Raw genomic sequence first — 21,405 nt, 5'->3', positions numbered from 1 at the left:
ATGGAAAGTAATCGGGTGAGTTGAGTCACCCGATTGGCAGAACGTGTTTTGTGATGCAGTATTGTTAGGCTTTATTTTTTCTTCTGGGGCGTTTTCACCCCGTCTTTCAATAATTGGCGCAGTTTCTTCAACTCTTTTTGGCTTAACGGCTGTTCTGAGATCTCTTCTACACCTTGATTATCAATCTCACCGTGATGCAACTTGGCATCTTTGCGGCTAGTTTTGCTGCTTTTAACATCAATCTCAAAGCTCTTTTCTAATCTTTCGCAGACCTCAGTACTCAAGGAGAACTGTTTTTCTAAGGCGGCAGCTTTGATTTTCTCTTTTAATTCCAGAGGGATCTTAATGGTTAAGGTAGATATTTCACTCATCATATAACCTTCAACTTAGGGGAAAATACCAAGCTAAGCGAGGGAAGCGAAACTGTCTAGGGGATAACACAACTGTCACAAAAAATTCACATTGGGCACGGCAAAAAGAGCGCAAATGCGCTCTTAGAGTGAGATAAAGCGTTAACCAGAGGGACGGGCATTAACGATAGATAATTGCAGTACCGTGCATTTTGTTATTGCCGGTCGCTGAAGTGATTAGGAAAGACTTTGCACCGGCAGCCTTAGCTTGCTGCGCCAATGCATTTTCTAGCTCAGTCAGCGAGCCAGCATTGCTGGCAGAAATTACGCCAATCTCATTCAATCCTGTTGATTGATTACTTTGGACTTGGGTGGCAGCAACACTGGCAAATGAAACGAGAGACAGAATTAATGCCGGGGCGATGAATTTAATGCTTTTCATGTGAAACTCCAGTTTCTAGTTTATTATTTGAATGTTTACTATTTTTTACTTGTTCAGTAGACAGTGACTGTCTGGCGATGGAGTGAATGATACAGCATTAATATTGAATGATAATCACAAACAACTGAGGATCTAAATCAAAATATTTGATTGATAATTTACATTTCTTGAAGCTGATTTACTTAATGGTAGGTATGAACAATCCCACTGCTTGACGTAAATTGACCCTATTCGGCAATCATGTCTCATCAACAGCAAACATTGGTGTCGCCCGATAGCTGTAATTTCAGGAGAGCACCCTGTAGAATATGGGCGTTATCATTACTTATTGACTGAAAAGGGCTTAAAAATGACGTCTGCAACTAAAACGAATAACTGTGGCCCGATATCTTCTCCTGTCATTGTCGCGCTGGATTATGCCGATAAAGACGCTGCGTTAGCCTTTGCTGATCGTGTTAATCCGCAAGATTGCCGGTTAAAAGTGGGCAAGGAGATGTTCACCTTATATGGCCCTCAGTTGGTCCGTGATCTGCATCAGCGTGGTTTTGAGGTTTTCCTTGATCTGAAATTTCACGATATTCCCAATACCACCGCGAAGGCGGTGATCGCGGCAGCAGAACTTGGGGTGTGGATGGTCAATGTCCATGCCAGTGGTGGCGCGCGCATGATGACCGCAGCTAAAGAGGCCTTAGTACCCTATGGGCATCAAGCCCCTCTATTGATAGCGGTTACGGTACTTACCAGCATGGATGGCGAAGATTTACGTGATATCGGCATTAACATTAGCCCGGCAGAGCATGCCGAGCGGTTAGCGAAACTGACCTGGGATTGCGGTTTAGATGGCGTGGTGTGCTCCGCCCATGAAGCTGTACGCCTCAAGCAGGTTTGTGGCGCTGACTTTAAACTGGTTACCCCAGGTATTCGCCCGCAGGGCAGTGAGGCAGGTGATCAGCGCCGTATCATGACACCTGAGCAAGCAGTCACTGCTGGGGTAGATTATATGGTTATCGGGCGTCCGATCACCCAATCCCCTGATCCGGCAAAGACACTGAGTGAAATTCTGGCATCATTGAGTAAGGTGGCATAATGACGAATGATAATAGCCGGCTGGTGTATTCAACTGACACTGGGCGCATCAGTGAACCTGAGCTAAAACCCGCGCGGCCAAAAGGCGATGGCATTGTTCGCATCCAGCGTCAAACCAGTGGTCGCAAAGGAAAGGGCGTGTGTCTGATTACCGGTATCGATGGCAGTGATGAAATGCTAGAGAAAGTGGCAGCAGAATTGAAGAAGAAGTGCGGTTGCGGTGGATCAGTCAAAGAGGGCGTGATCGAGATTCAGGGTGATAAGCGGGAACTGTTGAAGCAACTTTTAGAAGCCAAAGGAATGAAAGTTAAGTTAGCCGGTGGTTGATAATCATTACGGGTTTGATGACACGGGAGTGACTGAGAAAAATTGAGGTTGCAGGTAGCAAGCAAGCTAACACCCCTGCAACGTCAAGTAAAATAGGCTAGGTTATTTGCTGACTTGGTGCCCGATAACCCCACCAATAGCCGCGCCGCCTAATGTCCCCAGCGTGCTGCCGGTCAACACCGCACCGCCTACGGCACCGGCACCGGCACCTATTGCGGTATTCCGGTCACGTTTGGACATGTTAGAACATGCGGACAGGGACAAGGCCAGCGTTAGCGCCAAGGCGGCAGTGGCAAATCGTTTATTGATTATCATCATAATAATTCTCCTGACGTTGGCTGAGCACGGACAGATCAGGTCATGTAGCATTCAATCTATCTATCCTGATATATCCATGCAAAATGTAACTTACCTAATTAAGTATAGGCACTGTATCAATTTTAGCCGAAGTCTCATTTTGTTAGTGTTTAGAATAAAAATCGCCGTTTGGATTTAAATTCGCAATTAATGCTAAAAATTCGTTTTGTCACCGATAGAAATTAGTATAAATATCCGCAAATCATTTAATAGGTAAATAGTCCTAATTTGATCTGATGATGAGGATAATTAGGGTTTATCTGAGGCCAAAGGCGCAATTAAGCCATTGTCAGCGCTAAATAAAATATGACGTTCTGGTAGGTACATCTCTCAGACTGTACTTTCCAGCCGATCTGCACGCAGTTTATAGCCATTTATCCCATACCTGTTCTGACCTGTGACGCTGAAAATGAGAGAAATTCAGACATTCAGGATACGACGATGCTTAACGAACTGAAACAGCAAGTGCTGGCCGCCAATCTGGCTTTACCTCGCCATAATCTGGTCACATTCACTTGGGGGAATGTCAGTGCTGTCGATAGACAACGTGGTTTGCTGGTTATTAAGCCTTCCGGTGTGGAATATGATGTGATGACACTGGACGATATGGTGGTAGTCGAGCTGGAAACTGGCAAAGTGGTGGAGGGCAGTAAGAAGCCTTCATCGGATACCGATACTCACCGAGTGCTTTATCTTAATTTCCCGCAGATTGGTGGCATCGTTCATACCCATTCACGCCATGCAACCATTTGGGCGCAGGCGGGGCTAGATTTGCCAGCATGGGGCACCACGCATGCAGATTACTTCTATGGCGCTATTCCTTGCACTCGGCTGATGACGCAGGAAGAGATTGCTGGCCGCTATGAATGGGAGACCGGTAATGTCATTGTTGAAACATTCCATCAACGGGGCATTAAGCCGGAAGATGTGCCTGCCGTTTTAGTCAATTCACACGGGCCGTTTGCCTGGGGGACCAGCGCGGATAATGCAGTGCACAACGCGGTGGTGTTAGAAGAGTTGGCTTATATGGGGATTTTCTCACGCCAATTGAACCCGCAACTTGGTAATATGCAACCGCAACTGCTGGATAAACACTATTTACGCAAACACGGTAAAAATGCCTATTACGGGCAATAATCGCTGTTTGGGCCTCTCGTTGAGAAGCAAACAAGATAACCCGTGTTCAGTCTTGCACGGGTTTCTCCAGCCATAGCACGGAGTCAGTGATATCGAGCATTTTTGCTTCGACCTGTGCAATGGCATCATTGATACCTTGATTGTAATAATGTGCGCCCAGCTCACGGCTGATGAATTCCAGTAAAAATTCCGCATCAAAATCTTCCAGCTCAATACTCAGGTTCTGCTCCAGATAGTCCTGAATTTTACGTGCCATCCGCTGTGTCTGTTCACGCGTGAAGGTAATGTCCGCCATTATTGCTGTTACTCCGTTATGAATGTTGTTCCTCTTATTCGCTGAGGATATCGACTTGAATGCCTTGTGCCATTAATTGCTGCTGATAACCTGCGGGCAGGCGGTTATCGGTAATAACCCGGTTGATGGACGATAATGGCATCAGTGAGTTCTGATGCACTTGGCCAAATTTTGATGCATCGGCCAGAATAATATTTTCAGCGCCTTTGGCTAACACACTATTGATCACATCGGCCCGTAACATATCGCGCCCAGTAAAACCGGTATCCACTTGGTAACCATCGATGCCGATAAACGCCTTACTGAAATGCACATGGCGCAAACAAAGTTGCGTCAATGGGCCAACCATACTGTCACTTTTTTTCTGATAAATTCCGCCCAGAAGAATGACTTCACAGGAAGACTCTTTCAATTGTCTGGCAATATAGCCACTCACCGTCACCAAGGTAATGCCAGGGCGTTGTGCCAAATGATGCGCCAGCAGGGCGTTACTACTGCCACTTTCGACAAATACCGTTTCACCTTCATTGACCAGTGATGCAGCGTGATTGGCCAGTTTTTGCTTCATGGCGAAGTGAGTCATCATGCGAACATCAACATCGTCACTCTCAAGCGCGACGGCTGAGCCATGCACTCGCTTGAGCAAGCCTCGTGATTCTAGCTGATTGAGATCCTGACGGATTGTCACCTCAGAGACCTGTGTTTCCTGTGCCAATTCACTGACGCTGACACGTTGCCGGTCGTTTACCAACTGTAAAATTATTTGTTGTCTTGGGTTCATGGCATTCCAGATCAAAGGATGTGATGGGAGGTGAACCTGCCAACGCAGGTCAACGCTCGCCGGTCACAGCATCTTAATAGTAAATAATACCCTAAATAGCGCGGATAACACTCGGTGGACTGAGGGAAAAGTGAGGCACCCCACAACTCTGTCCTACAACCCTATCATCGCACTTTTTGCATTATGCAAAAACATATTACTTTCGATTGAAGTTATCCTGGCTTTCGAATGAAAGTATTTTGATAGAGATCACGTTATAGATTTATTATTGGTCTATGATTGCGGCTAATGATTGTTGGTAAATCCATTTGCTTAGCTGGGTAACCAGTCTGGCTGCTTACATAATCCAAACCGGAGGTTCTTATGGAGCTTTATCTTGATACCGCAGATGTCGCCGCAGTAAAACGCCTGGCGCGTGTATTGCCATTACAGGGGGTCACTACCAACCCGACTATTCTGGCAAAGGCGGGCAAACCTATCTGGGAGGTGTTACCTGCGTTGCGTGATGCTCTGGGCGGTACCGGTAAACTTTTCGCACAAGTGCTGGCCAATGACAGCGAACTGATGGTGTCCGAGGCAATTATGCTGTCAAAGCGCATCCCTGGTTTGGTTATCAAAATTCCCGCCACCGCTGAAGGATTGGCTGCTATTAAGCAATTGAAAGGGATGTCGATTCCCACATTAGGTACCGCCGTATATGGTGCCGGGCAAGGGCTGCTGTCTGCATTGGCAGGGGCTGAATATGTCGCCCCCTATGTTAACCGACTGGATGCACAAGGCGGTGATGGTATTGCGATGGTCCGTGAATTACAGCAATTGTTAACCTTACATGCTCCAGGTGCTAAAGTGCTGGCCGCCAGCTTCCGCACGCCGCGTCAGGTTCTGGATTGCCTGTTGGCGGGCTGTCAGTCGGTCACCATACCGGTGGATGTGGCAGAACAATTTATTAGCGCGCCTGCGGTAAAAGCGGCAGTAGAACAATTTGAACAAGATTGGCAGGGCGCATTTGGCTCGCCAATCTTGAGCTAGTTGTGGTGCCTGCTGTTCAAACGGATAATAAAAACGCCCTGTGAAGTATCCACAGGGCGTGACAATGTCACTTCATCGTTCGGCTTGTTAGCCGCCTAGCAAGGGCATTTCCCCAGTTTGCCCGCCTTGCTGGGGAAGCGGGCATCCAGACAATAACGGTGGAATTCCCGTTCGGTCATCGGTGCGGTGTCAGGATGATGCCGGCGCATATGATTAACATAATTACCGTAATCCTGTACTCCCACCATCAGGCGAAAGCTTTGTGCCACGCGGTGTGCGATAAGGCGCAACCAGGCCCGCAGATCTGTCGGCTGGACAGCCACAGGAACCAGCGGTATACAACGCGTAATCAGGCGCGGCGTGGTTGCTAAACCTGTTCGGGTGCGAAACGGTATGCCTGCATTAACCACGAGCAATCTCCTCACGCAAGACAATTTCAGTCTCATGAGTGGTCGGTTTGCTGGATTTCAGCGCACGACGGACCACAAAGAAAGATGAAATCAGCATGGTCACTGCCACCAGCATAAAGAATGCACATAAGGCGGCATTGATCTGGTTGTTGAACACAATAGTTTCCATGTCTTTAATGCTTTTGGCGGGGGCAATCAGAACCCCTTGTTCAACCCCGGCTGAGAATTTCTTCGCTTGCGCCAGGAAGCCAATACTCGGTTTTTCATGGAAAATCTTCTGCCAGCCCGCAGTCATTGAGGTAATAAACAGCCAAATCGTTGGCAGGATGGTTACCCAAGCATAGCGTTGCTTCTTCATTTTAAACAGGACGACAGTCCCTAAAATCAGCGCCATCGATGCCAGCATCTGGTTACCGATACCGAACAGTGGCCACAAGGTATTGATCCCCCCTAGTGGGTCAACTACACCTTGATAAACAAAGAAGCCCCAGCAGGCGACCGCCACGGTGGTACCGGACAAGTTACCAAACCATGAGCGGTTATTTGCCAGACTCGGCACCACCACACCCACCAAATCCTGCACCATAAAGCGGCAGGCGCGGGTACCGGCATCCACGGCGGTCAGAATAAACATGGCTTCAAATAGAATGGCAAAGTGATACCAGAAGGCCATCATATTGCGGCTGTTAAATATCTCACTGATAATATGCGCCATCCCGACGGCGAAAGTGGGGGCACCACCTGCACGGGATAAAATGGTGTTCTCGCCAACATCTTTGGCAATCATGGCCAGGGTTTCAGGTGTAACTACAAACCCCCAACTGCTAATGGCCAGAGAGGCGCTTTCTACTGTGGTGCCAATCAACGCCGCCGGAGAGTTCATGGCGAAATAGACACCGGGATCGATAACCGAGGCACAAATTAGCGCCATGATGGCGACAAAGGACTCCATCAGCATCGCGCCATAGCCGATAAAGCGAGTGTGACTTTCACGCTCAATCAGTTTTGGTGTGGTGCCACTGGCAACCAAGGCGTGGAAGCCCGAAATAGCCCCGCAAGCGATGGTAATAAACAGGAACGGGAACAGGCTACCGGAGAATACCGGGCCGCTGCCATCAATAAAACGTGTGACGGCAGGCATTTTCATTTCAGGCATGGCAAAGACAATACCGATGGCCAGACCAATAATGACGCCGATCTTCAGGAAGGTCGACAGATAGTCCCGTGGTGCCAGCAACAACCACACTGGCAGCACTGAGGCGATAAAACCGTAGATAACCAGCACCCAGGTCAGGGTGGTGCCGTGTAAGGTAAAGAATGGCCCCCAATAAGGGTGAGCCGCAATATTGCCGCCGTAAATAATTGCGGACATCATCAGTACGAAACCAATTAAGGATACTTCCGCGATTTTACCTGGGCGGATAAAGCGCATATAAACGCCCATAAACAGTGCGATCGGGATAGTCGCGGCAATGGTGAACAAGCCCCATGGGCTGTCAGCTAAGGCTTTAACCACCACTAATGCTAGCGCGGACAAGATGATAATCATCACCCCTAGCGCACCCAGCATGGTAATAACCCCGGCAAAAGCGCCCAACTCTTGTTTTGCCATCTCCCCCAGAGAACGGCCATCGCGGCGGGTAGAGATAAACAGGATCAAGAAATCCTGTACCGCACCAGCCATCATCACCCCGACCAAAATCCAAATAGTCCCCGGTAAGAAGCCCATCTGTGCGGCCAGTATTGGCCCGACTAACGGCCCGGCACCGGCAATCGCCGCAAAGTGGTGACCGAATAGCACCCATTTATTGGTCGGGACATAATCCAGACCATCATTGCGCCGCTCAGCAGGTGTTAGACGGCGGTCATCCAACTCAAACACATTCTTGGCAATAAACAGGCTGTAAAAGCGGTAAGCGATGCTGTAACACGCCACTGAGGCGATCACCAACCAGATGGCATTGACATGCTCACCGCGGCTGATTGCCAGCATGGCAAAGGCAAATGCACCAATTAACGCCACGGTCAGCCATATGACGACAGTCTTGACGTTCTTCATGGGTAACGACTCCTTGTTATGAGGAAAATTTAACAGTTATCAGCACCCGTTTTGGAAAAAAGATGCAAACCGCTAGTTAACATAAGAGCTTTAATGTGAAAGAAAAGATGCGAAAGTGAAAAATGTGATCGGTAAATTATTTTAACGTAATGTAAAGTAGCATTTGCTTACATTTTGTGACGCTGACAGCGCTAAGTGGAGGGAACATCAAGTGGGATTGAAAGGGGGCAATTGAAAAGGCCGTGGGATGTTGTGTATCACCACGGCTTATACTTGTCATACTTCAAGCTGCATGTGCGTTAGCTACTTTTGTTACTCGGCCCATCCTTGGGCCACGCCTTTGCAAGCAGCGTTCACATCTGCTCTTGGCAGATTTGTCACCGGAATCATTGACTGGTGTCAACTTATCAAACCACCGGGCGGGCCACCACATTGCGAGTTTCCATGCGAACTTCGGCAATACGCACTTCGATTTTATCGCTTTGGCTATAAACCGTTTCACCTTTAATTTGCACGGTACCTGTTTCCTGACTACAGACCATTTCATCACGTACTGCATGAATAAACGGTGCAGGGATAAAGGCCACAGCGCCATTATCCAGCAAACGAACACGCAGGCCACCACGGGTGACATCAATGATTTCCGCCGGGAAGCGGGTATCAGTACCGGCTTGAGGTTGTAGATAACGGGCATACAGCCAGTCACCGACATCGCGTTCAGCCATGCGGTTCAGGCGGCGGCGCTCAGCCAACTGCACGGTTATCTCATCTTGTGGTTTCTCTGCTTGCTGGCCGGTAATAATAGCTTTGAGCAGGCGATGATTGACCATATCACCGTATTTACGAATAGGTGAAGTCCAAGTGGCATAGGCCTCTAGCCCTAAACCAAAGTGTGGGCCGGGAACGGTGCTGATTTCGGCAAAGGTTTGGAAGCGGCGGATACGGCTGTCGAGGAACTGGGTTGGCAACGCATCGAGATGGCGGCGCAACTCGCAGAAGCCCGGCAGGGTCAGCAGAGCCTGGGGGTCAGCCTCGACACCATTGGCTTGCAACACGGTCGCTGCCTGTTCAACCAAGGCCGGATCAAAACCGGTATGCACGTTATAAATGCCAAAGCCCAAATTATCGCGTAACGCAATAGCAGCACAGACGTTGGCGGCAATCATGCACTCTTCAACAATACGGTTAGCAATACGGCGGTGCTCAACGATGATATCCAGCACTTCGCCTTTCTCACCCAATAGGAAGCGGTAATCTGGGCGGTCTTTAAACACCAGCGCATGCTCTTGACGCCAGTTGCTACGCGCTTCGCAAACCCGTTTCAGTAATAGAATTTGCTCGGCAATATCCGCATCAGGTGGCTGCCAACCCATGTTGCCGTCCAACCAGTCAGAAACCTTGTCATAAACCAGTTTGGCCTTAGACTCGACCCAAGCGGAGGAGAAGCGAATATCATCACCTAACGCCCCATCAGCGGCGATAGTCACACGGCATACCAATACCGGGCGGCGCTCATTTGGCCGCAATGAGCAGAGGTTGTCAGACAAGTGGCGTGGCAGCATCGGGATGTTGAAGCCAGGCAGATAGTTAGTAAATGCACGTTTACGGGCGATTAAATCTAACTCACTGTTTTCATCAACATAGGCCGTTGGGTCCGCAATGGCAATGGTCAACAGCAGGGAACCGTCACCATTGTCTTCTACATACAACGCATCATCCATATCTTCGGTGCTGTTGCTGTCGATAGTGACAAAATGAAGAGCGGTCAGATCTTCGCGTGCTAAGTCGCAGTCTGGCAAGGCGGATTCGACCATAACCGGGGCTTCACGCTCCAGATTATGGCGAGCTAATGTCACCCACCAAGGCACGAAATGATCTTCACCATTGGTAATAAATGCCGTCAGATCAGCATTAAAAGCGCGGTCGCCTTTTAATGGGTGGCGGCGCATTTCAGCCACGGCCCAATCACCGTTTTGGAAATCGTGGGTTAACTCACGGTCTGGACGACATTGGATGGCATCACGCAGCAATGGGTGGTCCGGCACAATAGACAGACGATCATCTTTTCGTTGTACGCGACCGACAAAGCGGGATAAAAATGGCTCGACCAATGTTTCTGGCTCAGCAATTTCACGATCTTTATCCGTGTGCAAGGTGGCAATAATCCGATCGCCGTGCATGACTTTCTTCATCTGCGGCGGCGGAATAAAATAACTTTTCTGCCCATCTACCTCAAGAAAGCCAAAGCCTTTCTCAGTACCTTTAACCACGCCTTCAACGCGCGGGGTCTGAGTGTGAAGTTGCTGTTTTAGCTGCGCCAGCAGCGGGTTATCTTGAAACATATCGTCCAGTGAATGGTGTAGTGAGTGGGTTTAATCCGGCTGACAGTTTTACGCGAATCAGCCCCATCGGGCAAGCGGCATATCACGTTGGAGGGGAATTCCTTGTTAAAGATGTGGGCATATCCGTTGCCCATGATTATCGGCCCCTGTCACCTCAATAGGGCCGATTTCATATAACAAACTCAGGCAATCCGCTGTGACAGCGGTGGTTGCCAGCGTCGAATGGTCACGGGCACTGATTTTGATGTTGGGGTGTGGGTTTGATCACCAAAACTGGATAAGGGCACCAGTGGGTTAGTTTCAGGATAGTATGCGGCGAGATTACCGCGCGGGATATCATAACTTACCAACTTGAATCCACTGACTTTACGGCTAATTCCATCATTCCATAGGGTTTCTATTTCCACCAACTCGCCATCTTCTAATGCCAATGCTGCCAAATCTTGCGGGTTAATGAACAGAACTTCTCGCTGACCATAGACACCCCGGTAGCGATCGTCGAGACCATAAATGGTGGTGTTATATTGATCATGAGAGCGTAATGTTTGTAACACAAACGGCGCTTCAACCCCGGCAATCTGCGGGAATAGACTCTCTGGCAGGGGAGCTGCGCAAAATTCAGCTTTACCACTTGGGGTAGCAAAACGCATTTCAGCAGCGGCGCTGCCCAGATAGAAACCACCGGGTTGATCACAGCGCGTATTGAAATTATCAAAGCCTGGTACGGTGGCGGCAATATGGTCACGGATCAGGTTGTAGTCAGCGGCTAATGCCAGCCAGTCCAGCGTTGCACCCTTAACCTTTTTGTTAGCGAAAACCGCATTAGCAATGCCACAAACAATGGCGGTTTCAGCGTGCTGGGTTTGCGCCAATGGCTTCCCAACACCTTCAGAGGCGTGCACCATACTGAAAGAATCTTCTACCGTAATGAATTGTGAACCGCTGGCTTGTATATCGCGCTCGGTGCGGCCCAGAGTGGGTAAAATCAAGGCATCAGTGCCGGTTATCAGGTGACTGCGATTTAGCTTAGTACTGATATGAACGGTCAGATCGCAACGGCGTAACGCTTGCGCAGTACGCTCAGTATCCGGTGCCGCCGCTGCCAGGTTCCCCCCAAGGGCAATCAGCACTTTTACTTCGCCGCGCAACATTGCCTCAAGGGCTTCCACGGTGTTATGACCTGCACTTTGTGGTGGGGTGAAACCAAAATGGTCGGCCAAACGATCCAGCATGGCTTTTGTGGGTTTTTCATCAATGCCCATCGTGCGATTGCCTTGCACGTTACTGTGGCCGCGTACCGGACATAACCCCGCGCCGGGCTTGCCTAACTGACCAAACAACAGTTGAAGATTGGCTAATTCACGTACCGTTATCACTGAATGTTTATGCTGAGTGATCCCCATCGCCCAGGTGATGATAACGCGTTCGGCATGTTGATAAATATCAGCGGCATGGCGAATTTGCTCTTCACTTAGGCCCGACTGTTGGGTGATCTGCGCCCAGGGCGTGTTATCTACGGCCGCCAGATACGCCTCTATACCTTGTGTATATACCGCAATAAAGGCGTGATCAAACAAACCAGGCTCCCCGTGTGCCAGTTGATGGCGATGGGTTTCCAACAAGGCTTTCACCATGCCGCGCACCGCCGCCATATCACCGCCTAAATTAGGTTGAAAATAAGCAGAACTAATAGGGGAGGATTTTGGTGTCAGCATCTCAAGGGGATTTTGCGGATCGGCAAAACGCTCCAAACCGCGTTCACGCAAGGTATTGAAACTAACAATGCGAGCACCGCGATCTTTGGCATGACGGAGGCTGTGTAACATGCGGGGGTGGTTAGTCCCCGGATTTTGTCCGAAGACAAAAATAGCATCGGCCAGTTCGAAGTCATGCATCTGAATGGTGCCTTTACCGACGCCAATGCTTTGCTTTAATCCGGTACCACTGGCTTCATGGCACATGTTTGAGCAGTCCGGGAAGTTATTGGTCCCCAACATGCGGCCAAATAACTGATAAAGGTAAGAGGCTTCATTACTGGCGCGCCCGGAGGTATACAGCTCCAACTGATCAGGGCTATCCAATCCATTAATATGCTGAGCGATCAACGCCAACGCCTCTTCCCAACTGATGGGTTGGTAACGGTCAGTTTGTGGGTTATAACGCATCGGATGGGTGAGCCGCCCCTGGTACTCAAGGAAGTAGTCACTCTGCTGGCGCAATGTGGTCAGACTGTGCTCGGCGAAGAATTGGGGTTCCACTGCTTTGCGGGTTGCTTCCCAACTGACCGCTTTGGCGCCATTTTCGCAAAAACTGAAAGTGCTGTGGTTATCGTCACCCCAGGCACAACCGGGGCAATCAAAACCTTTTACCTGATTGACCCGTAGCAAATTGCGAATATTTTTCAACGCTTGTTTGCTGTCCAGGACAAAGCGCGTAGTAGCTTCGAGGGAGCCCCAGCCACCAGCCGCGCCGGTATAGGGTTTTATTGCTGATTTAAATTTCATAATGATACGCCGCAGGTGTCTTTTTTGTTTCAAACAGGTAACAAAGTCATTAACTGTTTGGGTCTATTTTGTCACAAGTCTAGTGGCGTGGGGATGTGGCGTCTAATCGAATACCGCAATCGCGGCATAGAGGAGATTTATCGTGGTTGATAACATGTTTAAGCGGTGGAAACGACAGCAGAGTATTGCGCTCAGGCCAGAGCGCTTGTGCGCAATTCTTATGGTCTGCCTGCGCTCATCGCCACAGGCATGTACTGAGCGTTGTCAGAGGATTAATGCTCCGGGTAGACCTTTTCTTTAAACTCACACAAATCTTCAATAATGCACGAACCACAGCGCGGTTTGCGGGCAATACAGGTATAGCGACCATGCAGAATTAGCCAGTGATGGCAATCAAGCTTAAATTCAGCCGGAACCACCTTGAGTAACTTGGCTTCAACCTGATCAACATTGCTACCGGGAGCAAAGCCGGTGCGGTTACAGACGCGAAATATATGGGTATCTACCGCGATAGTTGGCCAACCAAAAGCCGTGTTCAACACCACATTCGCCGTTTTACGGCCAACACCAGGCAGTGCTTCGAGCGCCGCTCTGTCTTCAGGCACCTCGCCATTATGCTTTTCCAGCAAAATGCGGCAGGTTTTAATCACATTTTCGGCTTTAGTATTAAACAGACCGATAGTTTTGATGTATGACTTCAGACCATCAACACCCAGATCAAGCAGGGCTTGCGGGGTATTGGCCACCGGATAAAGTTTGGCGGTGGCTTTATTGACGCTGACATCAGTGGCTTGCGCTGAGAGCAACACCGAAATAAGCAGCTCAAAAGGTGAGGTATAGACCAGTTCCGTCGTGGGGTGCGGATCGTTGTCCCGCAGCCGGGTCAGAATTGCGACACGTTTCTCTTTATTCATAAGGCGTTCCGGGCATCTCCGTCCTGAAGTTGCGGCGCAGTCGCCACTCGTTGTGCTTTGCGCGCTTTCATTTTTTCGTCAATGATATATTTACCGGCCAATAGCAATCCCAAACCAATAAAGGCACCGGGTGGCAGCATTGCTAACAGGAAAGGGCTATCCAGATGCAAAATTTCGATACGCAGCACTTTTGCCCAGTTGCCTAACAACATATCTGCGCCATCGAATAAAGTACCGTTCCCCAGAATTTCACGCAGCGATCCCAGCACAAATAACGCGCAGGTTGCCCCTAACCCCATAGCCAGGCCATCCAGAGCAGATAACCCCACCGGATTTTTTGCCGCGTAAGCTTCCGCCCGGCCAATCACAATGCAGTTAGTCACAATCAATGGGATAAATATTCCCAAGGATTGATATAACCCAAAGGCATAGGCGTTAATCAGCATTTGCACGGTACTGACCACGGAAGCAATGATCATCACATAGATTGGAATGCGAATTTCATTTGGCACCCAGCGGCGCAACGCAGACACTGCCGTATTGGTACACACCAATACCAGTGTGGTCGCTAATCCCAATCCGAGAGCATTGGTGGCCGTTGAGGAGACTGCCAACAACGGACACAGACCCAATAGCTGCACCAACGCAGAGTTATTCTTCCATAGCCCTTGCGCTAACAGATCTTTTGCTTCACTCATTGACTCTCTCCACAGACGGGCAAACTATCAAGTTTGCCCGGCAAGGTTTCCAAATACAGCGTGGTATTTTTCACCGCTCGCACCACCGCTCTTGGCGTAATGGTGGCACCGGTAAATTGATCAAAAGTACCGCCGTCTTTCTTCACTGCCCAGCGTTTGTCTTGTTCACTCTCGACATGTTGGCCGCTGAAATGGCTAATCCAATCAGAGATTCTAATATCAATCTTATCACCGAGACCGGGGGTTTCGTGATGTTCCATCACCCGACTGCCGAGTACATTACCGTGGAAATCCGCACCGACTAACAGTTGGATAGCACCGGAATAACCGTCTGGAGCGGTGGTTTCAATCGCGGCTGCCACGGGTTTATTCGCCAATCGTGCCAGATACACGCGGTGAGGAGACAGGTTACCCAACGCAATATCAGTGACAACGTAACATTCAGCTTGCATATCATTGTCATAATTTTCAGCCGGGACAACTTGATCCAACAACGCTTTCTGTTGCAAAGCGGCCTGATGGGCAATGGTTGACTCTGTCAGTGAGTTAACCACTGCTGTCAATCCGGTAGCACCAGCGGCAAACAGGGCCAAAGTGATGCCGTGACGCTTCATAGTTTTTAGCATAACGGCTCCTTATTTACCGGCGCGGTTGTGACCATAAACCCGTGGCTGGGTATAGTGGTCAATCAGTGGAACGGTAATATTGGCCAGCAGTACGGCAAAGGCGACTCCGTCGGGATAACCACCATAAACCCGAATTAACCACACCAGAATACCGATTAATGCCCCAAAAATCAGGCGGCCACGGGGTGTGGTAGACGCACTAACTGGATCGGTGGCTATAAAGAACGCACCTAACATTGTGGCACCGGAAAACAAATGCAACATCGGCGGGGCAAAACTTTGCGGGGCGGCTATCCAACTGATTGCGGCACAACCAGCCAGTGCCAACAAGAAACTGACCGGAATGTGCCAATGAATCGCTTTACGCCACAGCAGCAATAAGCCGCCCGCCAGAAAACCAATGTTAATCCATTGCCAGCCAATACCCGCTAACGTTGCAGCAAAAATGGGTTGTTGCAGAATTTGCTCAGTGGATTGTGAGCGCAGGGCAGTTTTAAAACCATCCAACGGTGTCGCCTGACTGACACCATCATAACCCATCTGGAGTTGATGAATATCCGCGCCACTGTGGGTATGTCCGGTAAAGATAGTTGAAAGTGTGTCATAAAAACCAATCGGCATACCTTGTAATGGCAACGGGGGTAGCCAAGTGGTCATTTGTACTGGGAATGAAATCAGCAGAACTACATAGCCAACCATGGCGGGGTTAAACGGATTTTGCCCCAAGCCGCCATACAGTTGTTTAGCGATGATGATAGCAAACAACGTACCCAACACAATCATCCACCAAGGGGCCAAGGGGGGCAGGCTTATCCCCAGCAGTAAGCCGGTAAGCAGGGCGGAGTTATCTTGCAACCGTATCAATACCGGTTGTTTGCGTAACTGCAAAACAGCCCCTTCGGCTAGCACGGCGGTAGCCATCGCCAGCACGGCCTGAATCAGGTTGCCATAACCAAAGAAGTAGGTCTGGGCAATAATGCCCGGAATGCAGGCCAGAATCACCAACAACATGATACTGCGGGTACTACGTTGATTGTGCGTAAAAGGGGAACTGGCTATTTGCAACCCTTTTTTCTGGGTCGGTGTTGCTGGCCTGAATTTCATGAAATTACAACCATATGTCAAATGCTTAACAGAGTGTTTAAGCGCAGCTATTGCGCTGGCAAGCCAATGCTTGCGGCCATCGATACACTCAGCCGTCAGGGGGATAATAATTGTGCCGTATTCTACCCTATTCAGGCAAAGTGTAATACGCCTTAATCATAGGGTTATTATTCATAATGCATTGAGATATTAAGGAAGCTATAGCATTAAATAACCCCCGTTAGCCTAAAAATTTAACTTGCAATTTATATCGAGATAGTAACAAACATATACTAATAACGGCTCCTTAAGTGATGGCGAGTTATTAGGTTTTAATTGGCGATAGGTGTTATTTAATTTATTGTTTTAACTTGATTTTTTGTAGGTCACTTGCGGCTAATTAACTGCAAGCTAACGATTTATTAACCTGTGAAATGAGATTTGAGAAAAGCGTTGGCATAATGATAGATTAATGTAGTATGCACTGTAATTATATATTTAAAGAATAATAAGATGATCAACGAAGACATATTGTTTATAGAAGAATTAATTGAGTGGATTGAAATCAATTTAGAGAAAAGACCCACATTGGACGATGTGGCGAAGATTTCGGGATATTCAAAATGGCACCTGCAACGGAAGTTTAAAAGTATTGTGGGGTTACAATTAGCCTCCTATATACGTGGGCGGGTACTGACTCGCGCGGCTGTTGCGCTGCGCATTTCGCGCCGTCCTATCATTGAAATCTCTGATGAGTTGGGCTTCGATTCACAGCAAACCTTTACGCGTACATTTAAGAAGCGGTTTGGGGTCACGCCTAATAGTTTTCGCCAAATGGAGCACTGGGATGTGCAAGGGATGATTCCCCGCTTTGGTTTTTGTGAAAATTATACGCCTGAAATCAAACGGATATCTTTACCTGAGAGAGAGCTGGTGGGCTTTAAGCGGCGACTGGATTTTGATGAACACAACCATTGCAGTGGTCAACACTCCTCCTTTATGGCAATGAAAGATGAAATTCTGCTCGATTTCTTTAAGGAAGTTAATTTCTCATGCCAACGGGTGTATTCACTGTTTTCAGCCAAGGAGTGTCAGAAAGGCCAGAACAGCGTGTACTATTCGACTGCTATTGATAAAGAGAAACGGCATGAAATACAGGGGCACCGTGAGGTTGATTATATCTCTATTCCGGCGGGGGAGTTTCTCTCAATATCCCACCAAGGTAGCGCCAAAGAGTGTGTGAAATTCTCAATTTATTTGTTTAATGAAGTGCTGCCAAAATTACGTGAAGAATTTGGTGGTGGTGTCGAAATGGAAGTTATCGAGATAGACAGTTGCCATGCTGAATCAAAAATGCGCGATATTTCGGTGGTTTATAACTATCTGATGTTGACGAACTGATGCTCTGCCGCCATGGCAGAGCGTCAGTTACGTGTGTTTCGTCTTAATCTGGGTTAGCAGTTTGTGCAGCTTTTTTGGCTTTAACACGGGCAATGGCGGCAGCAACGGCAGCTTTGCGTGGATCGGTTTCTAACACTTCATGTTCCTGCACCACAACCGTGGACTCAGACTGTGCCTGCGCCGCTTTTTTGGCTTTAACACGGGCAATGGCGGCAGCAACGGCAGCTTTGCGCGGATCAGTTTCTAACACTTCATGTTCCTGCACCACAACCGTGGACTCAGATTGTGCTTGCGCCGCTTTTTTGGCTTTGACACGGGCAATGGCGGCAGCAACGGCAGCTTTGCGTGGATCGGTTTCTAACACTTCATGTTCCTGCACCACAACCGTGGACTCAGACGCTGCTTGCGCCGCTTTTTTGGCTTTGACACGGGCAATGGCGGCAGCAACGGCAGCTTTGCGTGGATCGGTTTCTAACACTTCATGTTCCTGCACCACAACCGTGGACTCAGACGCTGCTTGTGTCGCTTTCTTAGCTTTAACGCGGGCAATAGCAGCAGCAACAGCGGCTTGGCGTGGGTCAACCGATGGTTGTGTTGCCTCATCGGGTGTTACAGTGAGTTGTTTTTCTGCCTGACGTGCTCTGGCCTGTGCTTTTCGAGCCTCACGAGCGGCAATGACTGCGCTGTTATCTGGTGTTTGCCCTGCGGTCACGGTGATAACTGCGTCAGTATCCCCATCATGGCGAGCCAATCGACTAATGGCAGCTTCAACCCTATGCTGATCAGCGTCAGTCAGTTTAACGGCGGCTTGTTTATGGCGTAGCTCACGAGCGCGCTTTTCTCGCTCCAACCGCATTTGCTTGGCCTCAAAACGTGCTTTGGCTTCCGCTGCTCGGGCATTTTCCTGGTCGAGGGCGCGGATTTCTGCTTTTTCCTGACGGTAATATTGAACCAATGGGATATTGCTCGGGCACACATAGGCGCAAGCACCGCATTCAATACAATCGAATAAGTTATGATTGCGCGCTTTCTCATGCTCTTCACCCCGGCTGAACCAATAGAGCTGTTGGGGCAATAAACCGGCTGGACAAGCATCAACACATAAACCACAGCGAATACAAGACTGTTCGGCTTCTGATAGCCCCATTTCGGCTTCGGTCGGTGCTAAAATACAGTTACTGATCTTAACGATCGGCACATCCAAACTTGGCAGTGTAAAGCCCATCAGCGGGCCACCCATGATCACCATCGGTTGCTGTTGAGGCTGAAATCCGGCCAATTTCAACAAGTGCGATACCGGTGTACCAATTCTGGCCCAGAAATTCCCCGGTTTTGCTAATGCATCACCGGTGAGTGTCACGACCCGTTCAATTAATGGCTCATCGTCGATAATCGCCCGCTTAATGGCGACCACCGTCCCCACGTTTTGCATCAACACCCCAATGGATGAGGAGTGCTTGCCGAAGGGTACCTCTTTACCGGTCAGAATTTTGGTGAGTTGCTTGGCACCGCCGGACGGATATTTGGTCGGTACCACCCGCAACTGGATCTCGTCATGGCCCCGTAGTGCGTACTGCAAAGCGGCAATAGCAGCGGGCTTATTATCTTCAATGCCAATCAACACCTGCTGTGGTTGCAGCAAGTGCCTTAAAATATCAATACCAGTGACCACTTCTTGCGCGTGATCCTGCATTAACCGATCATCAGCGGTGATATAAGGCTCGCATTCAGCCGCGTTGATAATCAGGGTGGTAACACTGTTTAAGCCACCTTGTAACTTACTGGCGGTTGGAAAGCCTGCACCGCCCAAACCAGCAATACCCGCTTGATGAATACGATCCAGTAGGGCGGCGTTATCTCGTTGTAAATAGTCGGCCCACGGCTGTTGCTCACGCCAACGGTCTTCGCCATCCGGGGCAATATGAACACACAATTCAGCCAGGCCTGAGGGGTGTGCGGTGGTATGCGGAGCAATGGCCGTAATAGTGCCAGAGGTGGGGGCATGCACTGGAACTGTGCGGCCACGGCCCACAGTCAGCGGCTGCCCCTTTAATACCTGTTCGCCGGCTCTCACGCGCAGTTCGCCTTCTGGCCCCAGATGTTGTTGCAGTGGAATGATCATTTGCTCAGGCAAAGACGCGATGCGCATTGGCACTGTGCTTGATTGCACCTTCATTTCCGGTGGATGGATCCCTCCGTCAAAATCCCAGATACTGTCGTGTTGGCGGGTGGTAAACAGCTTAAACATGTTGTTCCACATCTATCATTTTCACCGGAATCATCTGCGATGCCACTAACTGAGTTGGCAGGTTTTTGACTGGAATAGTGCTCAGGTCCCACTTCCAGTTAGCGGTGGTGGCAGCAACCGGAATCATTTCAATACAATCTGTTGGGCACGGGGCAACGCAAAGGTCGCAGCCGGTACACAGGTCTGGCAATACGGTATGCATGGCTCGGGTGGCACCCACAATGGCATCGACAGGGCAGGCCTGAATACATTTTGTGCACCCGATACAATTAGCTTCATCAATAAACGCCACTTTACGCTGCGGATGAGCGGAAGCTTCGTCACCCTCTAATGGCTGTGGCTCAACTGCCAGCAGTTCGGCCAGTTTGAGCATCACTTGTTCACCACCCGGTGCGCACTTATTGATTTTCTCCCCTTGAGAGGAAACGGCTTCTGCATAGGGCCGACAGCCGGGGTAACCACATTGACCGCACTGGCTTTGTGGCAACAGGGCTTCTACTTGCTCAACCACAGGGTCTTGATCAACTTGAAAACGACGGGCGGCAAAACCAAGCACCACGCCGGATATCAGCGCCAATGTACTTAATGCACCTACGGCAATCCATAACGACATCATTAGAACTTCACCAACCCGGTAAAGCCCATAAAGGCCAATGACATCAACCCTGCGGTGATGAGCGCAATGGACGACCCACGGAAGGGTGCAGGAACGTCAGCCACTGCCAAGCGTTCGCGAATAGCCGCGAATAGCACCATGACCAGAGAGAAACCGGCAGCGGCACTGAAGCCATAAACCGCCGATTGCATAAAATTGTGAGATTGATTGACGTTGAGCAAAGCGACACCCAGCACAGCACAGTTAGTGGTAATCAGCGGCAGAAATATCCCCAGTAAGCGATAAAGCAGCGGGCTGGTTTTGCGCACCACCAATTCGGTAAATTGCACCACGACGGCGATAACGAGAATAAAGGCCAATGTGCGTAAATACACCAATCCAAGCGGCAGCAAGATAAAGCTGTTTACCATCCAGGCGCAAACAGAAGCCAATGTCAGTACAAAGGTCGTTGCCAGCCCCATACCAATGGCGGTCTCCAGTTTTTTGGAGACACCCATAAACGGGCACAGGCCAAGAAATTTGACCAGCACAAAGTTGTTTACCAAAACAGTACCGACAAACAGGAGCAGGTATTCAGTCATTACGAAGCCTAAAAAAATAAAAGCCGCCTATTATCCAAAATTGGCGGCCTAACGACAACAGATGAAGTGCAGGGTTATTACGATTTACCCACTATTTTAGGGGGAAAAAGTGCTCAATC

General features: G+C 49.3%; 21 protein-coding genes. 5 read left to right on the top strand and 16 right to left on the bottom strand.

What is annotated here, in order from left to right:
* Window positions 1-71: 71 nt before the first annotated feature.
* Complete coding sequence (locus EL015_RS11025) at window positions 72-371, bottom strand: hypothetical protein (RefSeq protein WP_032907707.1); 300 nt, start codon at window positions 369-371, stop codon at window positions 72-74.
* A gap of 160 nt (window positions 372-531) precedes the next feature.
* On the bottom strand, window positions 532-792 hold the full coding sequence (gene bhsA, locus EL015_RS11020) for a multiple stress resistance protein BhsA (RefSeq protein ID WP_005191601.1): 261 nt from the start codon (window positions 790-792) through the stop codon (window positions 532-534).
* A 349-nt stretch (window positions 793-1,141) separates the two neighbouring features.
* Here bhsA and pyrF point away from each other — a divergent pair, with 349 nt between their 5' ends.
* Together pyrF and yciH are read left to right on the top strand one after the other, a co-directional pair.
* On the top strand, window positions 1,142-1,879 hold the full coding sequence (gene pyrF, locus EL015_RS11015; RefSeq protein ID WP_005191603.1) for an orotidine-5'-phosphate decarboxylase: 738 nt from the start codon (window positions 1,142-1,144) through the stop codon (window positions 1,877-1,879).
* Window positions 1,879-2,205: a stress response translation initiation inhibitor YciH gene (yciH, locus tag EL015_RS11010; RefSeq protein ID WP_032907709.1), complete on the top strand. Its 327-nt coding sequence runs from the start codon at window positions 1,879-1,881 to the stop codon at window positions 2,203-2,205. The genes pyrF and yciH overlap by 1 nt, the downstream gene beginning before the upstream one ends.
* 102 nt (window positions 2,206-2,307) lie before the next feature.
* Here yciH and osmB read toward each other — a convergent pair whose 3' ends face one another.
* A complete protein-coding gene (gene osmB, locus EL015_RS11005) occupies window positions 2,308-2,523 on the bottom strand; it encodes an osmotically-inducible lipoprotein OsmB (protein ID WP_005191606.1) in 216 nt (71 codons plus the stop codon).
* Window positions 2,524-3,003: 480 nt separating this feature from the next.
* Between osmB and araD the strand changes: the two genes are divergently transcribed.
* Complete coding sequence (gene araD / locus EL015_RS11000) at window positions 3,004-3,699, top strand: L-ribulose-5-phosphate 4-epimerase (RefSeq protein WP_005191608.1); 696 nt, start codon at window positions 3,004-3,006, stop codon at window positions 3,697-3,699.
* A gap of 46 nt (window positions 3,700-3,745) precedes the next feature.
* Here the strand turns inward: araD and EL015_RS10995 are convergent, their stop codons facing one another.
* Together EL015_RS10995 and EL015_RS10990 are read right to left on the bottom strand one after the other, a co-directional pair.
* The gene (locus EL015_RS10995) at window positions 3,746-3,994 is read right to left on the bottom strand and encodes a DUF2164 domain-containing protein (RefSeq protein ID WP_005191610.1); all 249 of its coding nucleotides are present in this window, start codon (window positions 3,992-3,994) and stop codon (window positions 3,746-3,748) included.
* A gap of 34 nt (window positions 3,995-4,028) precedes the next feature.
* On the bottom strand, window positions 4,029-4,775 hold the full coding sequence (locus EL015_RS10990) for a DeoR/GlpR family DNA-binding transcription regulator (RefSeq protein ID WP_032907712.1): 747 nt from the start codon (window positions 4,773-4,775) through the stop codon (window positions 4,029-4,031).
* A 363-nt stretch (window positions 4,776-5,138) separates the two neighbouring features.
* Between EL015_RS10990 and fsa the strand changes: the two genes are divergently transcribed.
* The gene (gene fsa / locus EL015_RS10985; protein WP_005191619.1) at window positions 5,139-5,804 is read left to right on the top strand and encodes a fructose-6-phosphate aldolase; all 666 of its coding nucleotides are present in this window, start codon (window positions 5,139-5,141) and stop codon (window positions 5,802-5,804) included.
* 95 nt (window positions 5,805-5,899) lie between these two features.
* Here the strand turns inward: fsa and EL015_RS10980 are convergent, their stop codons facing one another.
* From EL015_RS10980 to rsxD, 8 genes are all read right to left on the bottom strand, one after another.
* Complete coding sequence (locus tag EL015_RS10980) at window positions 5,900-6,214, bottom strand: YbdD/YjiX family protein (RefSeq protein ID WP_032907715.1); 315 nt, start codon at window positions 6,212-6,214, stop codon at window positions 5,900-5,902.
* Entirely contained in the window at window positions 6,207-8,273 is a 2,067-nt protein-coding gene (locus EL015_RS10975) for a carbon starvation CstA family protein (protein WP_032907718.1), read from the bottom strand. Before EL015_RS10975 ends, EL015_RS10980 begins: the two co-directional genes overlap by 8 nt.
* 407 nt (window positions 8,274-8,680) lie before the next feature.
* A complete protein-coding gene (locus tag EL015_RS10970) occupies window positions 8,681-10,615 on the bottom strand; it encodes an exoribonuclease II (RefSeq protein WP_005191627.1) in 1,935 nt (644 codons plus the stop codon).
* A gap of 182 nt (window positions 10,616-10,797) precedes the next feature.
* Complete coding sequence (locus EL015_RS10965) at window positions 10,798-13,119, bottom strand: FdhF/YdeP family oxidoreductase (protein WP_005191629.1); 2,322 nt, start codon at window positions 13,117-13,119, stop codon at window positions 10,798-10,800.
* A 272-nt stretch (window positions 13,120-13,391) separates the two neighbouring features.
* Complete coding sequence (nth, locus tag EL015_RS10960; protein WP_032907720.1) at window positions 13,392-14,033, bottom strand: endonuclease III; 642 nt, start codon at window positions 14,031-14,033, stop codon at window positions 13,392-13,394.
* A complete protein-coding gene (locus EL015_RS10955) occupies window positions 14,030-14,731 on the bottom strand; it encodes an electron transport complex subunit E (RefSeq protein ID WP_032907723.1) in 702 nt (233 codons plus the stop codon). The genes nth and EL015_RS10955 overlap by 4 nt, the downstream gene beginning before the upstream one ends.
* Window positions 14,728-15,357: an electron transport complex subunit RsxG gene (gene rsxG / locus EL015_RS10950; protein ID WP_032907726.1), complete on the bottom strand. Its 630-nt coding sequence runs from the start codon at window positions 15,355-15,357 to the stop codon at window positions 14,728-14,730. Before rsxG ends, EL015_RS10955 begins: the two co-directional genes overlap by 4 nt.
* A 9-nt stretch (window positions 15,358-15,366) precedes the next feature.
* A complete protein-coding gene (gene rsxD / locus EL015_RS10945; RefSeq protein ID WP_005191637.1) occupies window positions 15,367-16,461 on the bottom strand; it encodes an electron transport complex subunit RsxD in 1,095 nt (364 codons plus the stop codon).
* A 492-nt stretch (window positions 16,462-16,953) separates the two neighbouring features.
* Between rsxD and EL015_RS10940 the strand changes: the two genes are divergently transcribed.
* Entirely contained in the window at window positions 16,954-17,841 is an 888-nt protein-coding gene (locus EL015_RS10940; protein WP_005191641.1) for a helix-turn-helix domain-containing protein, read from the top strand.
* A gap of 43 nt (window positions 17,842-17,884) precedes the next feature.
* Here EL015_RS10940 and rsxC read toward each other — a convergent pair whose 3' ends face one another.
* The 3 genes from rsxC to rsxA are packed head-to-tail and all read right to left on the bottom strand — an operon-like array spanning window position 17,885 to window position 21,286.
* Window positions 17,885-20,089 (bottom strand): electron transport complex subunit RsxC, encoded by a 2,205-nt coding sequence (rsxC, locus tag EL015_RS10935; protein ID WP_126286784.1) that lies wholly within the window; start codon window positions 20,087-20,089, stop codon window positions 17,885-17,887.
* Window positions 20,082-20,705: an electron transport complex subunit RsxB gene (gene rsxB, locus EL015_RS10930; RefSeq protein ID WP_005184055.1), complete on the bottom strand. Its 624-nt coding sequence runs from the start codon at window positions 20,703-20,705 to the stop codon at window positions 20,082-20,084. The genes rsxC and rsxB overlap by 8 nt, the downstream gene beginning before the upstream one ends.
* Complete coding sequence (gene rsxA, locus EL015_RS10925) at window positions 20,705-21,286, bottom strand: electron transport complex subunit RsxA (RefSeq protein ID WP_032906028.1); 582 nt, start codon at window positions 21,284-21,286, stop codon at window positions 20,705-20,707. The genes rsxB and rsxA overlap by 1 nt, the downstream gene beginning before the upstream one ends.
* Between the last annotated feature and the right edge of the window lie 119 nt (window positions 21,287-21,405).

The organism is Yersinia intermedia (assembly GCF_900635455.1).
Taxonomy (GTDB): Bacteria; Pseudomonadota; Gammaproteobacteria; order Enterobacterales; family Enterobacteriaceae; genus Yersinia; species Yersinia intermedia.
The sequence above is the reverse complement of the archived record's forward strand: the minus strand, read 5'-3'. Positions and strand labels throughout refer to the sequence as shown.